The organism is Methylocella silvestris BL2 (assembly GCF_000021745.1).
GTDB lineage: Bacteria > Pseudomonadota > Alphaproteobacteria > Rhizobiales > Beijerinckiaceae > Methylocapsa > Methylocapsa silvestris.
Genome location: NC_011666.1, coordinates 1,877,225 through 1,892,943, shown reverse-complemented (window position 1 = coordinate 1,892,943; position 15,719 = coordinate 1,877,225). Strand labels below are relative to the sequence as shown.

The window sequence follows — 15,719 nt, the reverse complement described above, 5'->3', positions numbered from 1 at the left end:
TTACCGATAGCCTTCCTCGGCCAGAACCTGCCGCACGGCCGGACGCGAACGCATCAGCTTGTAATGCGCGAGGCAATTGTCCGGCAGCGGAATATTGGTCTTGTCGGCCCAGAATTCGACATAGAACAAAGCGGCGTCGGCGATCGAAAAATCCCCGGCGACATAGGCTTTGCCGGACAACTCGCCGTTCACCGTCTCCAGCGCTTTGAGGACGATGTCGCGGCCTTCGCTCTTGATGGCTTCGACGCCTTTTCGCGCGGAGACATAGTTTTCCGGCGTGAAGACGCGGCGGAAGCCCTCGCCGTGAATGTGCCGCGTGCAAAAATTCAGCGTCTCAAGGGCGAACTGCGCCGCCTGCTCGTCCTGCGGCATGAGGCGCCGCCTCGGATAGGTTTTGGCGAGCCACACCGCGATCGAGTTGAAGTCGGTCAGCGTCCCCCCGTCGTCGCATACCAGGGTGGGAATGGTCCCATTGGGATTGATGGCGAGATAATCGGGCTTCAAATGATCGCCCTTCACCAGATTGACGATATAGGCCTCGAAGACGAGACCCACCTCCTCAAGCAGGATGTGGATGCCGGTCGAGCAGGACCCGGGCGTCATATAGAACTTCATAAAGCGCGCCTTTTGCGGTGAAGCCCCGGCGTTCGCAATTCGCGCGCCATCCCGCCCGACCTTGATCGGCGTCAATCCTTGAAAGGGCGGAAGACGCTAGGCTCACGCCCAATGGCGGCGCCCGTTCGCGCGGATGGAACGGCCGGCCTGCCGCGGCAGGGAGGATAGTCATGAATGAGATGAGCCCGTTGCGGCCGAGCGAGACGGAATTATGGTCGCCCGAAAAATTCGAGGCGGAGATCCGCGCCGTCGGGGTCGAGCGCTATCATGACAAGCATGCGTTCCATAAGCTTCTGCACGGCGGAAAGCTGAACAAGGGCCAGGTGCAGGCCTGGGCGCTCAATCGCTATTGTTATCAGGAGGCGGTTCCGCGCAAGGACGCCGCCCTGATCAGCCGCACGCATGATCGCGCTCTGCGGCGCGAATGGGTCCGCCGCATCCATGATCATGACGGCTTCGGCGACGAGCCGGGCGGCCTCGAACGCTGGCTCATTTTGACGGACGGCCTCGGCCTTGATCGCGACTATGTCGTCTCGCGTCAGGGCGCCCTGCCGGCGACGCGTCATATTGTTGAATCCTATGTATATTTCGTGCGTGAGCAGCCGCTTGTCGTCGCCGTCGCCTCCTCGCTGACGGAGCTGTTTGCGCCGTCGATTCATCGCGAGCGCATCGCCGGAATGCTGGAAAATTACGATTTCATTGGCGACGATGTGATGGCCTATTTCAAGCGGCGTCTGACGCAGGCCCCGCGCGATGCGGATTTCGCGCTCGGCTACGTCAAGGAGAACGCCGCGACCCGCGCCGAACAGGAGGCTTGCGTCGGCGCGGTGCGCTTCAAATGCGACGTGCTCTGGGCTCAGCTCGACGCGCTGCATCACGCTTATGTGGTTCCGGGGCTGATACCGCCAGGCGCTTTCGTTCCGACCTAAAAGCGACCTTCCGCGGCGCCAGGGCGTGGCCGAGCGCCCGCGCCCTTATGGCGCTTTCCTGACAAAACTGTCCGCTTTCGGCGCGGCCGCGGGTAAGACCGCCGGCCGGATCGCGCCGCGAAAAATTTTCAAAAAAGCGGCTTTCCACACGGAAAGCGATGATTGTCCCCGCCCTCTGGCCGCAGCGCAAACGGCCGTGTGCGCTGCGGCACGCAAATTGAATTGTTCTAAATCAATCGATCCCGATGATTTGGAACTTTTGGATGTCCTCAGTCGCTGAACTCGATCTCCCTGTCGTCTTCAAATATCACGTCATCGCCTGCTTCACGAAGCGTCCGCCCGGGCATCCGCGTGGCAGCTGCATGGAAAGCGGCGCGCAGCCGCTTTGGGAGCATCTGCAGAAAAAGGTGGAGGCCCAGCGTCTGACTGACGTCTGCGTGACCGCCTCCGGCTGCCTCAGCTTCTGCCGCGCCGGCCCCTTGATGGTCGTCTATCCGGAGGGCGTCTGGTACCATCCGGAGACCGTTGACGACATCGACGAGATCGTCGACCGGCATTTTGGCGCGGGCGAACCGGTCGAGCGCCTGATCATCGTCCCGAAGGTCTAAATCTCCTTTTTTACGAGACTCGCCATGCTTGAGACGGCCATCATCGGCGGCGGATTATGCGGCCTGGCGCTTGCCGCCGAGCTGGAAGCGGCCGGGCGCGACTATTGCGTGTTTGAGGCGCGCTCGCGCCTCGGCGGCCGCGTCCTTTCGGAACAGTCCGAAAAAGCCGCGATGCGCGTCGATCTTGGCCCGACATGGTTTTGGCCGGAGACTCAGCCGCGCATCACAAAACTCGTGGCGGATCTCGGCCTCGCTCATTTCGCCCAGCATGATGAAGGCGCCGTCCTGCGCCTCGTCGACTTCGACAAGCGGGCCGAGCGTTCGGAAGGGGAGAGCGTCCACGCCGGGGCGCGGCGCATTGCCGGCGGAACGGCGTCTCTCATCGAGGCGCTCGCGGCAAAAATTCCGGCGGACCGCATACAACTCGGCCATGTCGTCACCGCGATCAAGGATTGCGGCGATCATATCAAGCTGACGGTTCGCGCGGGCGAGGCTGAGACAATTGTCGAGGCCCGCCGCGTCGTGCTGGCGCTGCCGCCGCGCCTCGTCGAACAGAGCATCGTTTTTGAGCCGGCCCTCGACCATCATCTCGTCGACGCGCTGCGCGAAACCGCGACCTGGATGGCCGCCGAGGCCAAGGCGGTGACGGTGTATGATCGGTCGCTTTGGCGCGAGGCGGGCGCGTCGGGCAACGCCTATGTCACCCATCAGGACGCCGTGTTCTATGAGATTTTCGACGCCTGCGACGCCGCCGGGACGGGCGCCGCGCTTGGCGCCTTCCTGGCTTTGACGCCCGCCCTAAGGGAATCCTTCGCGGTCGGGCTGCCCATGCTGATGGGCAATCAGATCGCGCAAATTTTTGGGCCCGAGCTCGAACAGGGCGAATTGCATTATCAGGATTGGGCCGCCGAGGCGTTCACCTGCGCGGCGAGCGATCTCGCCCCCCTGGCGGAGCGCCCGCTCTATGACAATCCCTATCTGCGTCAGGCCGCCTGGGGCGGCAGGCTCCTGTTCGGCGGCTCGGAAACGGCCGGCGCTGCGGGCGGTTATATGGAGGGCGCGGTGGAGGCGGCCCAGCGCCTTTTGCGCGACATCACGCGCTTTGCGCCGGCGAAGGAGAACGGCATGGCAAATGAAGTCGCGCTCGCCGCTTTCGGGCAATGGACCGCCGAGCGCCAATCGCACATTCTCGCCGCCTACCGGACGCATCTCAATCGCCTGCTCGCCAGCTCCGACAAGGAATTCGTCACCCAGCGCGCCATGCTTGCGACGATGGAAGAGGTTTTCGCTGACGCGCTTGCCAAACTGGGCGAGCTGCCGTTTGACATGGATGGCGTCGCCATCGCGGCCGGCCGCTCGGACCTCACGCCAAAAATCTTGCAAAACTTCGACGGCTTTCTTCAGACGCTGCTCGACTGCGTCGTGAAGTTCAATCGAACCTCATGCGCGCTGTCCAATTTTCCAGGCGAAGACAAGCTTGCGAAGGACTATGTGCAGGCGATCCTGCTCGATCTTGCCGCAGCGTGGCGGGAGTTCTGCCTGTCCGCCAACGCCATCTTCGTGGCCAGAACAGAGGCCGCCGCGGCCTAGCCATTCGTTACTTTTCCGGCGCTCGCGCGTTTAGCGACGAATGCGTCCAGCGCCGGAAAACGCAACGTGGCGGACACCAAGCTCAAAACCTATCGCGCCAAGCGCGACTTTGCTCAAACGGCGGAACCGAGCGGAGAGGCTCCGATCGCGGCCGGACCGCGTCGGCGCTTCGTCATCCAGAAACATGCCGCAACCCGGCTCCATTACGATCTTCGACTGGAGCTCGACGGAGTCTTCAAATCATGGGCTGTCACCAAGGGCCCCTCGCTCGATCCGCATGACAAGCGCCTTGCAGTTGAGGTCGAGGATCATCCGCTCGACTATGGCGATTTCGAAGGCGTGATCCCCAAAGGCCAATATGGGGGCGGCACGGTCCAGCTGTGGGATCGCGGGTTCTGGGCGCCGGAGGGCGACAAGACGCCTGAACAGGCGCTGGCCGACGGCGATCTCAAATTCACGCTCGACGGCCAAAGGCTGTATGGCAGTTGGGTGCTCGTGCGCATGAAGGCCGACCGCACGGGCGGCAAACGAACCAATTGGCTGCTCATCAAACATCGCGACGGCTACGCGCGGGATGGCGACGCCGACGCTCTGCTGGCGGAGGACCGCTCCGTCGCTTCGGGCCGCGCGATGGCGGCGATCGCGGCCGGCAAGGGCAAGGGGCCAAAGCCTTTCATGCTCGCGGGCGAGCAAGCCGCCGATCCGAAAGCGGTGTGGGACTCGAACAAGGGGCTCGCCGCCGAGGCGCGCGCGGCGCCCAAGGCCACGCGGAAAAAATCTGGCGCGGCTTTGGCGCAAATGCCGGATTTCCTGCCGCCGCAGCTTTGCCAGCCGGTCGAGCGGCCGCCTTCGGGCGACGGTTGGGTTCATGAAATCAAATTCGACGGCTATCGCATGCAGCTTCGCGTCGCCGGCGGCAAAGCGACGCTGAAAACGCGCAAGGGGCTGGACTGGACCGATAAATTCGCGGCGATCGCTGCGGAGGCGGCGGATTTCCCCGACGCTATCATCGATGGCGAGATCGTCGCGCTGGATAGCTCGGGCTCGCCCGATTTCGTGGCGCTGCAGGCGGCGCTTTCAGAACAGAATACCGATGATCTGATTTTCTACGCCTTCGACCTGATGTTCGAGGGCGGGAGAGATTTGCGGCTCGAGCCGCTCGCCGCGCGCAAGCAGGCGTTGGCGCGTCTCATAGCCGGCGCGCGGCTTGGCGCGGGCGCGCTGATCCGTTTCGTCGAGCACTTCGAGACCGGCGGCGACGCGATTTTGCAATCCGCCTGCCGCCTCAATCTGGAAGGCATCGTTTCAAAGAAACGCGACGCGCCCTACCAGCCCGGCCGCTCCGACAGCTGGACCAGGGCGAAGTGCCGCGCCGGCCACGAGGTGGTGATCGGCGGATGGACGACCACGGAGGGGAAATTCCGCTCCCTGTTGGCGGGCGTCCATCACGGCGAGAATTTCACCTATATCGGCCGCATCGGAACGGGGTTCGGCGAAGCCAAGGTCAAAACCCTGCTGCCGAAGCTGAAGCAGTTCGCGGCGGAGACATCGCCCTTCACCGGGCCGAGCGCGCCACGCAAAACCGCTTCGATCCATTGGCTGAAGCCGGAGCTCGTCGCCGAGATTGAGTTTGCGGGGTTTACAGGCGCCGGCATGGTGCGGCAGGCGGCCTTCAAAGGGCTGCGCGAAGACAAGCCGGCCGAAGAGGTCGAAGCCGAGACGCCGGCCCCGCCGGAGCAAGCTGCTGTTCCCGATCCCGCAGAGATTCAGGCGAGCGCGCGTTCATCCTCGGATAAGCCCATGGCGACGGCCAACGGCAAACCCATCGTCATGGGCGTCGCCATCTCCAACCCGGCGAAGGAGTTGTGGCCGGCTGACGGCGCCGAAGCTCCGGTCTCGAAACTCGATCTGGCGCGCTATTACGAAGCGGCCGGTCCCTGGCTCATAGAGCATGTGCGCGGCAGGCCTTGCTCGCTCATCCGCGCGCCCGACGGGATCACTGGCCAGCAATTCTTTCAGCGCCACGCCATGGCCGGAGCCTCGAACCTGCTCGATCTTGTGACCGTGTCGGGCGATCGCGCGCCCTATCTGCAGATCGACCGTGTTGAGGGATTGGCGGCGGTGGCGCAAATCGCTGGGCTTGAGCTGCATCCGTGGAACTGCGCGCCGGGGCGCCCGGAGACGCCCGGGCGGCTGATATTCGATCTCGACCCCGGCCCCGACGTCGCCTTCGAGCAGGTGGCAGCCGCCGCTCTTGAGATGCGCGACAGGCTCGACGCGCTGGGGCTCGTCAGTTTCTGCAAGACGACGGGCGGCAAGGGGCTGCATGTCGTCACGCCGCTGGCGGTCGCCAAGGGCTCCAAACTCACCTGGCCCGAGGCGAAGGGGTTCGCTCAGGAGGTCTGCCGGCGCATGGCCGCGGACAATTCGAACGCCTATCTCCTCAACATGTCCAAAAAGCTTCGCGCGGGGCGTATTTTCCTCGACTACCTGCGCAATGACCGCATGTCGACGGCCGTCGCGCCGCTGTCGCCACGCGCGCGTCCGGGCGCCACGGTTTCGATGCCGCTGAACTGGAGCGAGGCGACCAACAGCCTCGATCCGAAAGCCTTTACGATCCGCACGTCCGTTGGGCTTCTCGACAAGAGCAAAGCCTGGGCCGACTATGATTCGGGCGCGCGTCCGCTGGAGGCGGCGATCAAACGCCTCGGCCGCGCCAAGGCGGCCGCGTGATCCGCAAGAAAGGCAGCCTATGGCTCCGCGTTCATTCTGGAAAGGTTATCTGAAGCTCTCGCTCGTGACCTGCCCCGTGGTCATGGCGCCGGCGAAATCCGAAAAGGAAAAGCTGCGCTTTCACACGCTGAACCGGGCTACCGGCAACAGGGTGCAAAGCCGCTACATCGATTCGGTTTCGGGCAAGCCTGTAGATTCGGCCGATCAGGTCAAGGGCTTTCCGCGCGACGATCAGTCTTACGTCATGCTCGAAGATGAGGAACTCGATTCCGTCGCGCTGGAGAGCGCCCGCACGATCGACATCGAGCTGTTCGCGCCGGCCGACTCGATCGACTGGATCTGGTATGACGCGCCGCACTATCTGACCCCGGGCGACGAAGTTGGAGAGGAAGCTTTCGCCGTCATCCGAGAGGCGATGAAGGCGACCAAAATGGTCGGGATTTCCCGCCTCGTGCTCTACCGCCGCGAACGCGCGGTGTTGCTGGAGCCGCGCGGCAAGGGCATCATCCTATGGACGCTGCGTTATGGCGACGAGGTGCGCGATCCAAAGCTCTATTTCGACGCCATCAAGGATCAAAAGCCGGTCCCCGAGCTGTTGTCTCTCGTTAACAGGCTGATCGAGGAGCGCGTTAAACCCTGGAGCCCGGAGATGGCGAGCGATCCGGTGCAGGATCGGCTGCGGGATATCATCGAGGCCAAGAAAACGCCGCCGGCGAAAAAGACCAAAGCCGAGGAAAAGACGGGGAAGGGCAGCGCGGAGAGCAATGTCATCGACATCATGGACGCCCTGCGCAAAAGCCTCGGTCCGGCTGCGAAAAAGCCCAAGGGGCGCTGAGCGGCTCGACGCCGTCAGCTCGCCTTTTTCCGCGGCGCGCGGGTTTTTGCCTCGCTCGCCTTCGAGGTCGATTTCGCTGTCGCCCTGGCGGTCCCTTTGGCGCTCTCCCTCAGCGCGTCGAGCAGGCTCGTCACATTGGTCGCCGCGACCGGTTTTGGCGGCTCGATCTTGCGGCCTTCAAGCTTCGCCTTGACGAGAGCGGCGACGGCCGCCTCATAGCGGTCGTCGAACTTGCTGACGTCAAACTTGCCGGTCTTCGTCTTGATGATGTGTTCGGCGAGATCAAGCATCTCGCCCTCGATCTTGACGTCGCGCACATCGGCGAAGGCTTCGTCGGCGGAGCGGACTTCATAATCGAAGTTGAGGGTGCTCGCGATCAGTCCGGCGCCAGAGGGGCGGATCAGCAGCGAGCGCATCCGGCGAAACAGCATCGCGCGCGCCAGCGCTGCAACCTTTTTTGCGCGCATCCCCTCGCGCAGCAGCGCGAAAGCCTCCTCGGTGGCCTGGTTGCTTGGCGCCAGATAATAGGGGCGATCAAAGAAAACGTCGTCGACTTCGTCGCAGGAGATGAAGGCCTGGACGTCGAGCGTCTTGTCGCTTTCGGGAATGGCCGCCGCAATCTCGTCAGCCTCAAGCATGACGTATTCGCCATGCCCGGTCTCATAGCCCTTGACCTGATCGTCCGGCGCCACCGGCTTTCCGGTTTCGGCGTCGATGAATTGCCGCTGCACGCGATGGCCGGTTTTGCGATTTAGCGTATGAAACGCGATGCGCTCCGAAGTCGAGGCGGCGGTGAACAGCGAAATCTGTGAGGTCAGTTCGGCGACCTTCAGGACGCCTTTCCAGTTCGCGCGCGGCGCCACAGCAATTCTCCTTCATGGTTGCAACGCCGACGCCGCCCCGCCCGTTCCCCATCCATCACGCGGCGGGAGCCTTGGCTTTGTTCGAGCGGGGGCGGCGTCGCCGGCGACGGTCCTGCCGCCATAAGAAGGCGAGAGGCGCCGTTCTTCCGCAACAAATGCCTCAAAAGAGGGTTTCGTCGCGGCGCGCTCGGCAAGCCGCGCCTGATCGTCAAGACGTTTCAAGGCGTCAAGCTCCTCTGCGCGTCCGAGCCGGGCCTTGCGGACGGCGGATTTCATGACGCGGATCGTCTCGTCGTAGACTTTTACGGGCACGGGGAAGGGATGACCGTCCTTGCCGCCATGCGCGAGCGAGAACCGCGCCGGATCGGTGAAGCGGCAGGGCGCGCCATGCACCACTTCGGCGACCAGCGCCAAAGCGCGCACCGTGCGCTCGCCGACGCCCGGCGTCATCAAGAGATCGGCGAAATCCTGCGGACCGCAATCGGCCGCAGCGGCAAGCGCGCCGCGCAGCCGGCGCATCATGACATCGCCGGGCCGAACCTCATGATGCGCCGGCATGACGAGAAAGGGGAACTCGAGCTGCGGCTTCGGCGTCGGCGCCGCGCGTTCCGCGAGCGAAGCGAATTCGCTGGCGATTCCATCCGGCCCGAGGGTTTGCAGCAAATCGAGTTGTCGCGCGCGTGAAAATTCCGCGCGGTGATCGGTGAGGTTGATGATGTCGGCGCCCTTGCGCCCGTCGATCGCCGCATGCGGGTCGTCGACGAAGCTGCGCAGCCCCTCTGACAGCCAATGATAGCGCCGCGCCTGCCGAAGCGCGCCGTTCATGCCCTGTTGGACGACGACCCAGCTGCCGTCATCGGCGACGATGAAGCTGTGCAGGTAAAGCTCGAAGCCGTCCTGCACGGCGGCGCTGTCGACCTTGGCGACGAGGCGGCTCGCATCCGCCAGCGGCGCTCCATCAAATCCCGCCTCTTCGCCGGCGCGCATCAGCTCCGCCGGCGTCTGGCGGGAATGTTTGCCGCGGCCGCCGCAGATATGAATTCCAAGCTCCCGAGCCCGCGGCGCAAGGCCCCGCTTCAGGGCGCCGAGCACGCTCGTCGTAATCCCCGACGAATGCCAGTCCATTCCCATGACGGCGCCAAGGGATTGGAACCAGAACGGATGCGCGAGCCGGCGCAGGAATTCGTCGCGGCCGTAGTGCAGGATCACGGCCTCGCTGATCGCCGCGCCGAGCAGTGTCATGCGGTCCGCAAGCCAGGCGGGCACGCGGCCGGAGTGCAGCGGCAAGTCAGCGTTTCCGCTGCGACGGGTCATCCTTGGGTCCTTCCCTCGTTGCGCGACGGGGCGAGTTTGACGCAAGGGCGCACGCGCGTAAAGGCGGCCCAGCCGATGGAACGGGGAGCCGAGACCATCGTTTGGGAGGCTGCGCCGTTTTTCGGGATCGCTCCGTGCTTGATTCAACAGATGAAGCTTCGCTTGTTGTCGATCCGAGGGAAGCGGCCGAGTCGGCGGGCTTGCGCTACGTCTCGGACTCCCGGCCGGGGATCAGCCGGCGAAAATCCGGCAAGGGATTTTCCTACAGGCATCCAGGCGGCGGCCTTGTCCGGGACGCCGCCACATTGAAGCGCATTCGATCGCTCGCTATCCCGCCCGCCTATGCCGACGTCTGGATCTGCCCATCCCCCAACGGCCATATCCAGGCGACCGGCCGCGACGCGCGCAAGCGAAAGCAGTACCGCTATCATCCCGCGTTCCGCGAGCTCCGCGAGAGCGCGAAATATGAGCATGTGATGGCTTTCGCTAAAGCGCTGCCCGCCATTCGAAGACGAGTCGCCGCGGATATGTCGCAACGCGGATTGGGGCGCGAGAAGGTGCTCGCCGCGGTCGTCTATCTCTTGGATACGACCCTGATCCGCGTTGGCAATGAGGATTACGCGCGGCAGAATAAAAGCTATGGCGTCACCACTCTGCAAAACCGTCACGCGGTCGTCGAGGGGTCGCAGGTGCGCTTTCGCTTCACGGGCAAGAGCGGCAAGCAATGGTCGCTCAAGGTCAAGGACCGCCGCATCGCCCGGATCATCAAGCAATGTCAGGAATTGCCCGGCCAGGAGCTTTTGCAATATGTCGATGATCATGGCGAGGAGCAGCGCGTCGCGTCGAGCGACGTGAACGCCTATCTGAAAGAGATCACCGGCGAGGAAATCACCGCGAAGGATTTTCGCACCTTTGCCGGCACCGTCCTCGCCGCCATCGAGCTCAGGGAGCTCCAGAGTTTCGATAGCGCGGCGCAGGCGAAGCGCAATTTGCGGCAGGCGATCGAGCGGGTCGCTTCCCGGCTCGGCAACACGCCGACGATCTGCCGCAAATGCTACATCCATCCCGAGATTCTGAACGGCTATCTCGACGGCGGCCTTGTCGCCGGGATCAAGACCGAAATCGAAAAAGAGCTGCGCGATGAACTCGCGGGGCTCGAGCCGGAGGAAGCCGCGGTGCTTGCGATCTTACGCGCGCGTCTGGAGCGGGCCGGGCCGAACGGCTGCGCGCCCTGATTACGGCCCAGCGCGCCACGGCGTCTGCAGCGTGACGTCGGCGCCATAGGCTTCCGCCTCGAACGCCTTGCCGACTTCGATCGCATTTCCGGCGTCGTCGGTCGGGTCGGACAGCTTCTGCTTCCAGCGCGTCCAGTGGATGAGTTCGTGCAGCACGGTCGATTCCCAGATGATCCAGCCGTTGCCCTGTTCGTATTTGTTGGCGACCTTGCCATGAATGAAGCAAACAACCTGGCCGTTGTCATCGCCAGTGGTGCGCCCCATGGCGTGGCCCACTTTTGCGCTGTTGATTTGCACGAGCGGGCCTTTGCCCCAGGCGCAGGCTTCGGTCGCCCAAACCTCATTGTTGCCGCACCATTTCACGAAAATTTTCCAACGGTCCGGCGTTTTCGCCTTCATCGTCTGCGGGCTCAGCCAATATTTCAGGTACTGACCGCAGCAGGGAAATTTGCTGGCGTGATCCGCCGAGGATGCGGTCGGGCCCGCATCGCCGCTTTCAAATTGCTCAAATATCATGACGAGTCTCCGCAACAGGCGCGAGGCGGAAACATAGCGCTTCGCCACGAGGCGCGACGTGCCGCGGCGCACGACGGAAGAGCTTTCACATGATGGCGGCCTAATGGGCTTCCATGCCGGGAACCCGATGCGGCGTCGTCTTGTTTGCGAGGGAATCGTGGCGTAGGCGACCCAAGCTGCGAAAGGAGTCGATCAATGTCGATAAGAGACAATCAGCGCGATCATGGCCCGGAAACGCCGGAGGTCCTGACAACCACGGAAGCGCGGCAAGGCGCGTCGACGCATGTCACACGCTACGTTCTAGGCTGGGGATTGTTCCTCGTGGTCTGCGCGTTCCTGATCATCTACTTCGTGATGTATCGATAGAACGCGAGTATCGAGCGGGCGGCTAATGCAGCCGTTCAAGCCTGATCTGCTTGACCATCCGCACCGAGCGGGCAGGGCGTAAATCGCCCTCGACAACCAGACGAAACGGACCCGTCTCCGGCCCGATCGGCGCGCCGTCCATGCGGTCGGCAAGGATCACGCGATCCTTGCGGATGGTGGCGTCGGTTCCGGCGAGATCGAGCGCGATCTTGTATCCGTCGCGGGCTTCGACGATGATGACGTCGGTCATCTCCGCGCCGTGGATGGCCTTGCCGCTCGGCGCGCCGACCCTGGCGAGAATGTCCGTCAGCAGGGCGCCCTCGAACGCATGCGCCGCGCCGTGCTGTTCGGCGCTGACCGTAGCCCGAGGCAGCGCCGCCAGTTCATCGAGCGTCACCGCGCCGGCTTGCCCATCAAGTCCGGTGAGGGCAACGCTGACGTTTGCCTCATCGGCCTGCGAAGGGCTCGCTGCGAGCAAGGCGAGGGAGATGAGCGCAACGGAAAATCGCATGCCTGTCCTCATGGCGGTCAGATCCGCAGGCGGATCCGCGGCCACTATAGGGGCGTCGCGCGCCCCTTGTCACGCGCGGGCGCCCATGAGACGCTTTGCGTCTTCCCTGAATTTTGAGGAGCGGCCGATGAAGCATCATCAACCCTATTTGCACGCGAGCGCGCTCGGCGTCGAAGATTGGGAGCGCGAGGAGTTGATCGCGCTGGCCGCAAAGCTGCTTAACGAAGACATCGCGCTCGATATGGCGCGCGCCGCGTCGGATTGCGGCTCGATCGGCTGTATTGGCGGCCATATGGCGCTGGCTCACGGCGTCTCCGTGCGCGGAGCGCGGCGCTATGTGCAAAGCCAGGCGCAGGGCGGCGCCCCGCTCTCGGCGCTGTTCTTCCCGGATTTTACGGTGAACCACAGCCATCCCGGCTGGCGCGCCAGCGCCACGCAAGCAGCCCGGGCGATCATCAATTTTCTGACATCTGGCGCGCCGGATTGGGACGCCGTCATGAGCGCATCCAACGCCGAGCGAAAGAAATCGGCCCAGATGGCGCGCGCCGATTGACTATTTATTTGGGCGTCGACCCGTCGCGATCGAGCCGGGCGCGAGCATGCAGCCCGTCTTCGCGCGTTCGATTTCGATTCAATCGAAATGGCCAAGACATATCGCGCCAAGTATGTCGTCGCTGCCCTGACCATCCTGCGCGCTTTCTTCATTCCGGGACGCCCACAACAGGCCGCCCCACTCGGAAGCTTCGTGGGTGGTCGCGCGTCGTGCGGGACGCCTTGATCTGGCCCCGCCACGCGGACCCCGTGGTTTCGATGGAAATCATCCGCAGCAACGACCCGGCGCGGAACGCGCTGCTAACCTTGGCGACGCAATGGTTGGGGGTTTTTGGAACACACGTCGTAATCGCCGCGTAGCTCGTCGAGAAGGCTGAGGGCAAGCCGGAAAAGGGAATTGCCGCCGACTGAAAGCTTAAGGAAGCGCTCATCGAAATTACGGAGTCGGGCGGTCGCGGTGCGGGTCGTGCGGCAGCCGGCCAGTCGCCCCGCCGACGCGGCCAACAAGTCAACAGCTTGAAGCGCTTCTGGCGTATTTTTCGGCTATGAACTAAAGCGCAATCGTCTCTTTATCGCGGCCTCGTTTTCCGGCGGAGGCGATCGCCACGCGATTTGGCTCTATTTTCGCTTTCCCTTGAGCTTTAGAATTGTTAAAGATCTTCTGACGGCGCCAAGGGTCATGGTCAGCCATGAAAGCGTCCAGCGCGGGGCCGAGAAATCGCTCCGCCGCCTGGGCCTTGATTGGCGGACAAACGGCGTCTTGATGACATCGCTATCTCGATCAACCGCAAGACACATTGGCTTTGGCGCGCCGTAGATAGGGACGGCTTCGTTCTCGACGTTTTGGTTCAAAGCTGAAGCAGCCCGCCGCCGAGAGGCTTCTACTCAAACTTATTCGCAAGCAAGCGCATCCCGCGTTTCATGATCTAAAGTCAAGCTTGGCTCTTATGGCGCCGCGCAATGATATGGGCTTGTGATTCGCGCATCGTCAGCACAAAAACCTCGACGATCGCGCGGAGGATTCGCGCCAGCTAACAAGACGACGCGAGCGGATCATGAAGCGCGTCAAACCAACCCTTTAACTCCAGCGCTTTGTCTTCCTTCATGATCCGATCGCCAACCTGTCACACTTTGCTCGCCATGACCTCACGGCGCCCGATGATCGCGCGCGGCGCAACGCCGCCGCCGCAGTTCGCAGGGATCTTGCCGGAACACATTGTTGTGTCTGAGTTCAACGGAGAGGGCCGCCAGATTTTATGTCTTCGCGCGCGCGAGTTGACGACGCCGCCCTACCCGAGATCACTGCGGCGGCCGCTAGCGGACGCGCGTTTGTCAGACGCTTGGCGGTCGCCGCGCCAGACCGATCAATGGCCTCCGCCGCCACGCGTTGCGATACGGCTTCCCGGTGGTTTGGGCGGCGCCGATTTGATGCCTTCTTGATCCAGGTCAACGCTCAAGAGCTCGATGTGGGGTATGCTCGTCAAGGACGGGTTGCATTTCACTTTCGAGCAAGGATTACGATGAACTTTCACTCGAAGGCGTTTTTGCGCGAGCACCCGCAGTCGTCGGTGGCCAGCGCATCGCCGCTCAGCCGGCATACGCTAATGGCCGCTTTGCCGCTGGCCATCGGCCTCATCATGATCCTGCTCCCCGCGCCGCCGGGGCTGCCGCTATATAGCTGGCGCTATCTGGCGCTATTCGTCACCGTTATCGTCGGGCTGATCGTCGAGCCGGTTCCTGCGGCTGCGGTCGGCTTTCTCGGCATAACAGCAGGGGCGGCGCTCTCACATTTCGTCCTGTTCTCGCCAGCGCAGCTGGCGGCGCCAGGCTTCAACGCCAACGCGGCGGCGATTTCCTGGGCGCTCTCGGGCTTCTCCAATTCGACCGTATGGCTGATTTTCTCGGCCTTCGTTTTTTCCCTGGGGTACGAGAAAACGGGCCTCGGCAAACGGATTTCGCTGCTCTTGCTGTCGCGGCTCGGCGCGCGCACGCTGACCCTCGGCTATGCCGTCATGTTTGCCGATCTGCTGCTGGCGCCCTTCATGCCGTCCAACACGGCGCGCAGCGGCGGCACGATCTTCCCGGTCATTAAGAACATCCCGGAATTCTACCAGTCCCTCCCCAATGATCCGTCGTCCCGGCGCATCGGCAGCTATCTCATGTGGACGGCGATCGCCTCGACATGCGTCACCAGTTCGATGTTCCTGACCGGGCTGGCGCCGAACATTCTCGCAGTCGAGCTGGTGCGCAAGACCGTCCATGTCGAACTAGGCTGGGGGCAATGGTTCATCGCCTTCCTCCCGGTCGGATTGATCCTGTTGGCGACGACCCCACTGCTCGCTTACGTCTTGTATCCCCCCGAGTTGAAGCGATGCCCGGAGGTGCCGGCATGGGCGCGGCAGCAACTGGGCGAACTCGGCGCATTCTCCGGCAAGGAGATCACGCTTCTGATCCTGGTTATCCTGGCCCTGGCGCTGTGGATTTTCGGCGCGCAGATGGTGGATCCGACCACGGTGGCGCTGATGGTAGTCGGGTTGCTGGTGGTGACCCGCACGATCACCTGGACCGATGTGCTGGACGACAAGCCGGCGTTCAACACCCTGGTGTGGTTCGGCACGCTGGTGGCGTTGGCCGCCGGGCTGGCGCAGGTCGGCGTGGTGGCGTGGCTCGCCGGATTGGTCGGCCCGCTCTTGGCGACCTTGCCGGCATTGGCCGGGTTGATCGCGCTGATCGTGCTGTTTTTTCTGCTGCATTACCTGTTCGCCAGCACCACCGCTCATACCACCGCTCTGCTGCCATTGATGCTGATCGTGGCGACCAAAATCCCCGGCCTGCCGATCGCCACCGCTGCGCTGGGGTTGTGCCTGAGCCTTGGCATCATGGGGATCATCACCCCATATGGCACCGGGCCTAGCCCGGTCTACGCTGGCAGCGGCTTCCTGCCGGGGCGCGATTACTGGCGTCTGGGGGCCATCTTCGGCGGCTACTATCTGCTGGTCTTTCTGCTCGTCGGTGTGCCGATGCTGTTCCTCGTCGGTTAGAAAGGATTGCC

The 15,719-nt window shown here is 63.3% G+C and carries 15 protein-coding genes and 1 pseudogene; 11 read left to right on the top strand and 5 right to left on the bottom strand.

Going from position 1 to position 15,719, the window contains the following annotated elements:
- Complete coding sequence (locus tag MSIL_RS08865; RefSeq protein ID WP_012590756.1) at positions 1 to 615, bottom strand: glutathione S-transferase family protein; 615 nt, start codon at positions 613 to 615, stop codon at positions 1 to 3.
- A 170-nt stretch (positions 616 to 785) separates the two neighbouring features.
- Between MSIL_RS08865 and pqqC the strand changes: the two genes are divergently transcribed.
- The 6 genes from pqqC (at position 786) to ku (MSIL_RS08835) (ending at position 7,310) form a co-directional block, all read left to right on the top strand.
- Positions 786 to 1,544, top strand: coding sequence for a pyrroloquinoline-quinone synthase PqqC (gene pqqC / locus MSIL_RS08860; RefSeq protein WP_012590755.1), 759 nt, complete (start codon positions 786 to 788; stop codon positions 1,542 to 1,544).
- A gap of 25 nt (positions 1,545 to 1,569) precedes the next feature.
- On the top strand, positions 1,570 to 1,824 hold the full coding sequence (locus MSIL_RS08855) for a hypothetical protein (protein WP_041367815.1): 255 nt from the start codon (positions 1,570 to 1,572) through the stop codon (positions 1,822 to 1,824).
- Positions 1,808 to 2,152, top strand: coding sequence for a (2Fe-2S) ferredoxin domain-containing protein (locus MSIL_RS08850; RefSeq protein ID WP_012590754.1), 345 nt, complete (start codon positions 1,808 to 1,810; stop codon positions 2,150 to 2,152). The genes MSIL_RS08855 and MSIL_RS08850 overlap by 17 nt, the downstream gene beginning before the upstream one ends.
- A 24-nt stretch (positions 2,153 to 2,176) precedes the next feature.
- The gene (locus MSIL_RS08845; RefSeq protein WP_012590753.1) at positions 2,177 to 3,742 is read left to right on the top strand and encodes a flavin monoamine oxidase family protein; all 1,566 of its coding nucleotides are present in this window, start codon (positions 2,177 to 2,179) and stop codon (positions 3,740 to 3,742) included.
- 66 nt (positions 3,743 to 3,808) lie between these two features.
- Positions 3,809 to 6,475, top strand: coding sequence for a DNA ligase D (ligD, locus tag MSIL_RS08840; RefSeq protein ID WP_012590752.1), 2,667 nt, complete (start codon positions 3,809 to 3,811; stop codon positions 6,473 to 6,475).
- Positions 6,476 to 6,494: 19 nt separating this feature from the next.
- Positions 6,495 to 7,310: a non-homologous end joining protein Ku gene (gene ku, locus MSIL_RS08835; protein WP_012590751.1), complete on the top strand. Its 816-nt coding sequence runs from the start codon at positions 6,495 to 6,497 to the stop codon at positions 7,308 to 7,310.
- 14 nt (positions 7,311 to 7,324) lie between these two features.
- Here ku (MSIL_RS08835) and ku (MSIL_RS08830) read toward each other — a convergent pair whose 3' ends face one another.
- Entirely contained in the window at positions 7,325 to 8,173 is an 849-nt protein-coding gene (ku, locus tag MSIL_RS08830; RefSeq protein ID WP_012590750.1) for a non-homologous end joining protein Ku, read from the bottom strand.
- Between the two features lie 12 nt (positions 8,174 to 8,185).
- On the bottom strand, positions 8,186 to 9,487 hold the full coding sequence (locus MSIL_RS08825) for a DUF763 domain-containing protein (RefSeq protein ID WP_012590749.1): 1,302 nt from the start codon (positions 9,485 to 9,487) through the stop codon (positions 8,186 to 8,188).
- Between the two features lie 134 nt (positions 9,488 to 9,621).
- Here MSIL_RS08825 and MSIL_RS08820 point away from each other — a divergent pair, with 134 nt between their 5' ends.
- Positions 9,622 to 10,722, top strand: coding sequence for a DNA topoisomerase IB (locus MSIL_RS08820; RefSeq protein ID WP_012590748.1), 1,101 nt, complete (start codon positions 9,622 to 9,624; stop codon positions 10,720 to 10,722).
- On the opposite strand, the gene MSIL_RS08815 is transcribed toward MSIL_RS08820, so the two are convergent.
- On the bottom strand, positions 10,723 to 11,238 hold the full coding sequence (locus MSIL_RS08815; protein ID WP_012590747.1) for a hypothetical protein: 516 nt from the start codon (positions 11,236 to 11,238) through the stop codon (positions 10,723 to 10,725).
- 195 nt (positions 11,239 to 11,433) lie between these two features.
- Between MSIL_RS08815 and MSIL_RS21655 the strand changes: the two genes are divergently transcribed.
- Complete coding sequence (locus MSIL_RS21655) at positions 11,434 to 11,604, top strand: hypothetical protein (protein WP_012590746.1); 171 nt, start codon at positions 11,434 to 11,436, stop codon at positions 11,602 to 11,604.
- A gap of 22 nt (positions 11,605 to 11,626) precedes the next feature.
- Here the strand turns inward: MSIL_RS21655 and MSIL_RS08810 are convergent, their stop codons facing one another.
- On the bottom strand, positions 11,627 to 12,115 hold the full coding sequence (locus MSIL_RS08810) for a molybdopterin-dependent oxidoreductase (protein ID WP_012590745.1): 489 nt from the start codon (positions 12,113 to 12,115) through the stop codon (positions 11,627 to 11,629).
- Between the two features lie 127 nt (positions 12,116 to 12,242).
- Between MSIL_RS08810 and MSIL_RS08805 the strand changes: the two genes are divergently transcribed.
- The 3 genes and pseudogenes from MSIL_RS08805 to MSIL_RS08795 all read left to right on the top strand — a co-directional run bounded on the left by MSIL_RS08805 (position 12,243) and on the right by MSIL_RS08795 (position 15,708).
- Positions 12,243 to 12,668 (top strand): hypothetical protein, encoded by a 426-nt coding sequence (locus tag MSIL_RS08805; protein WP_012590744.1) that lies wholly within the window; start codon positions 12,243 to 12,245, stop codon positions 12,666 to 12,668.
- A 559-nt stretch (positions 12,669 to 13,227) separates the two neighbouring features.
- A pseudogene (locus tag MSIL_RS22335) lies at positions 13,228 to 13,896 on the top strand (DDE-type integrase/transposase/recombinase).
- Positions 13,897 to 14,187: 291 nt separating this feature from the next.
- Entirely contained in the window at positions 14,188 to 15,708 is a 1,521-nt protein-coding gene (locus tag MSIL_RS08795) for a DASS family sodium-coupled anion symporter (RefSeq protein WP_012590743.1), read from the top strand.
- Positions 15,709 to 15,719: the final 11 nt, after the last annotated feature.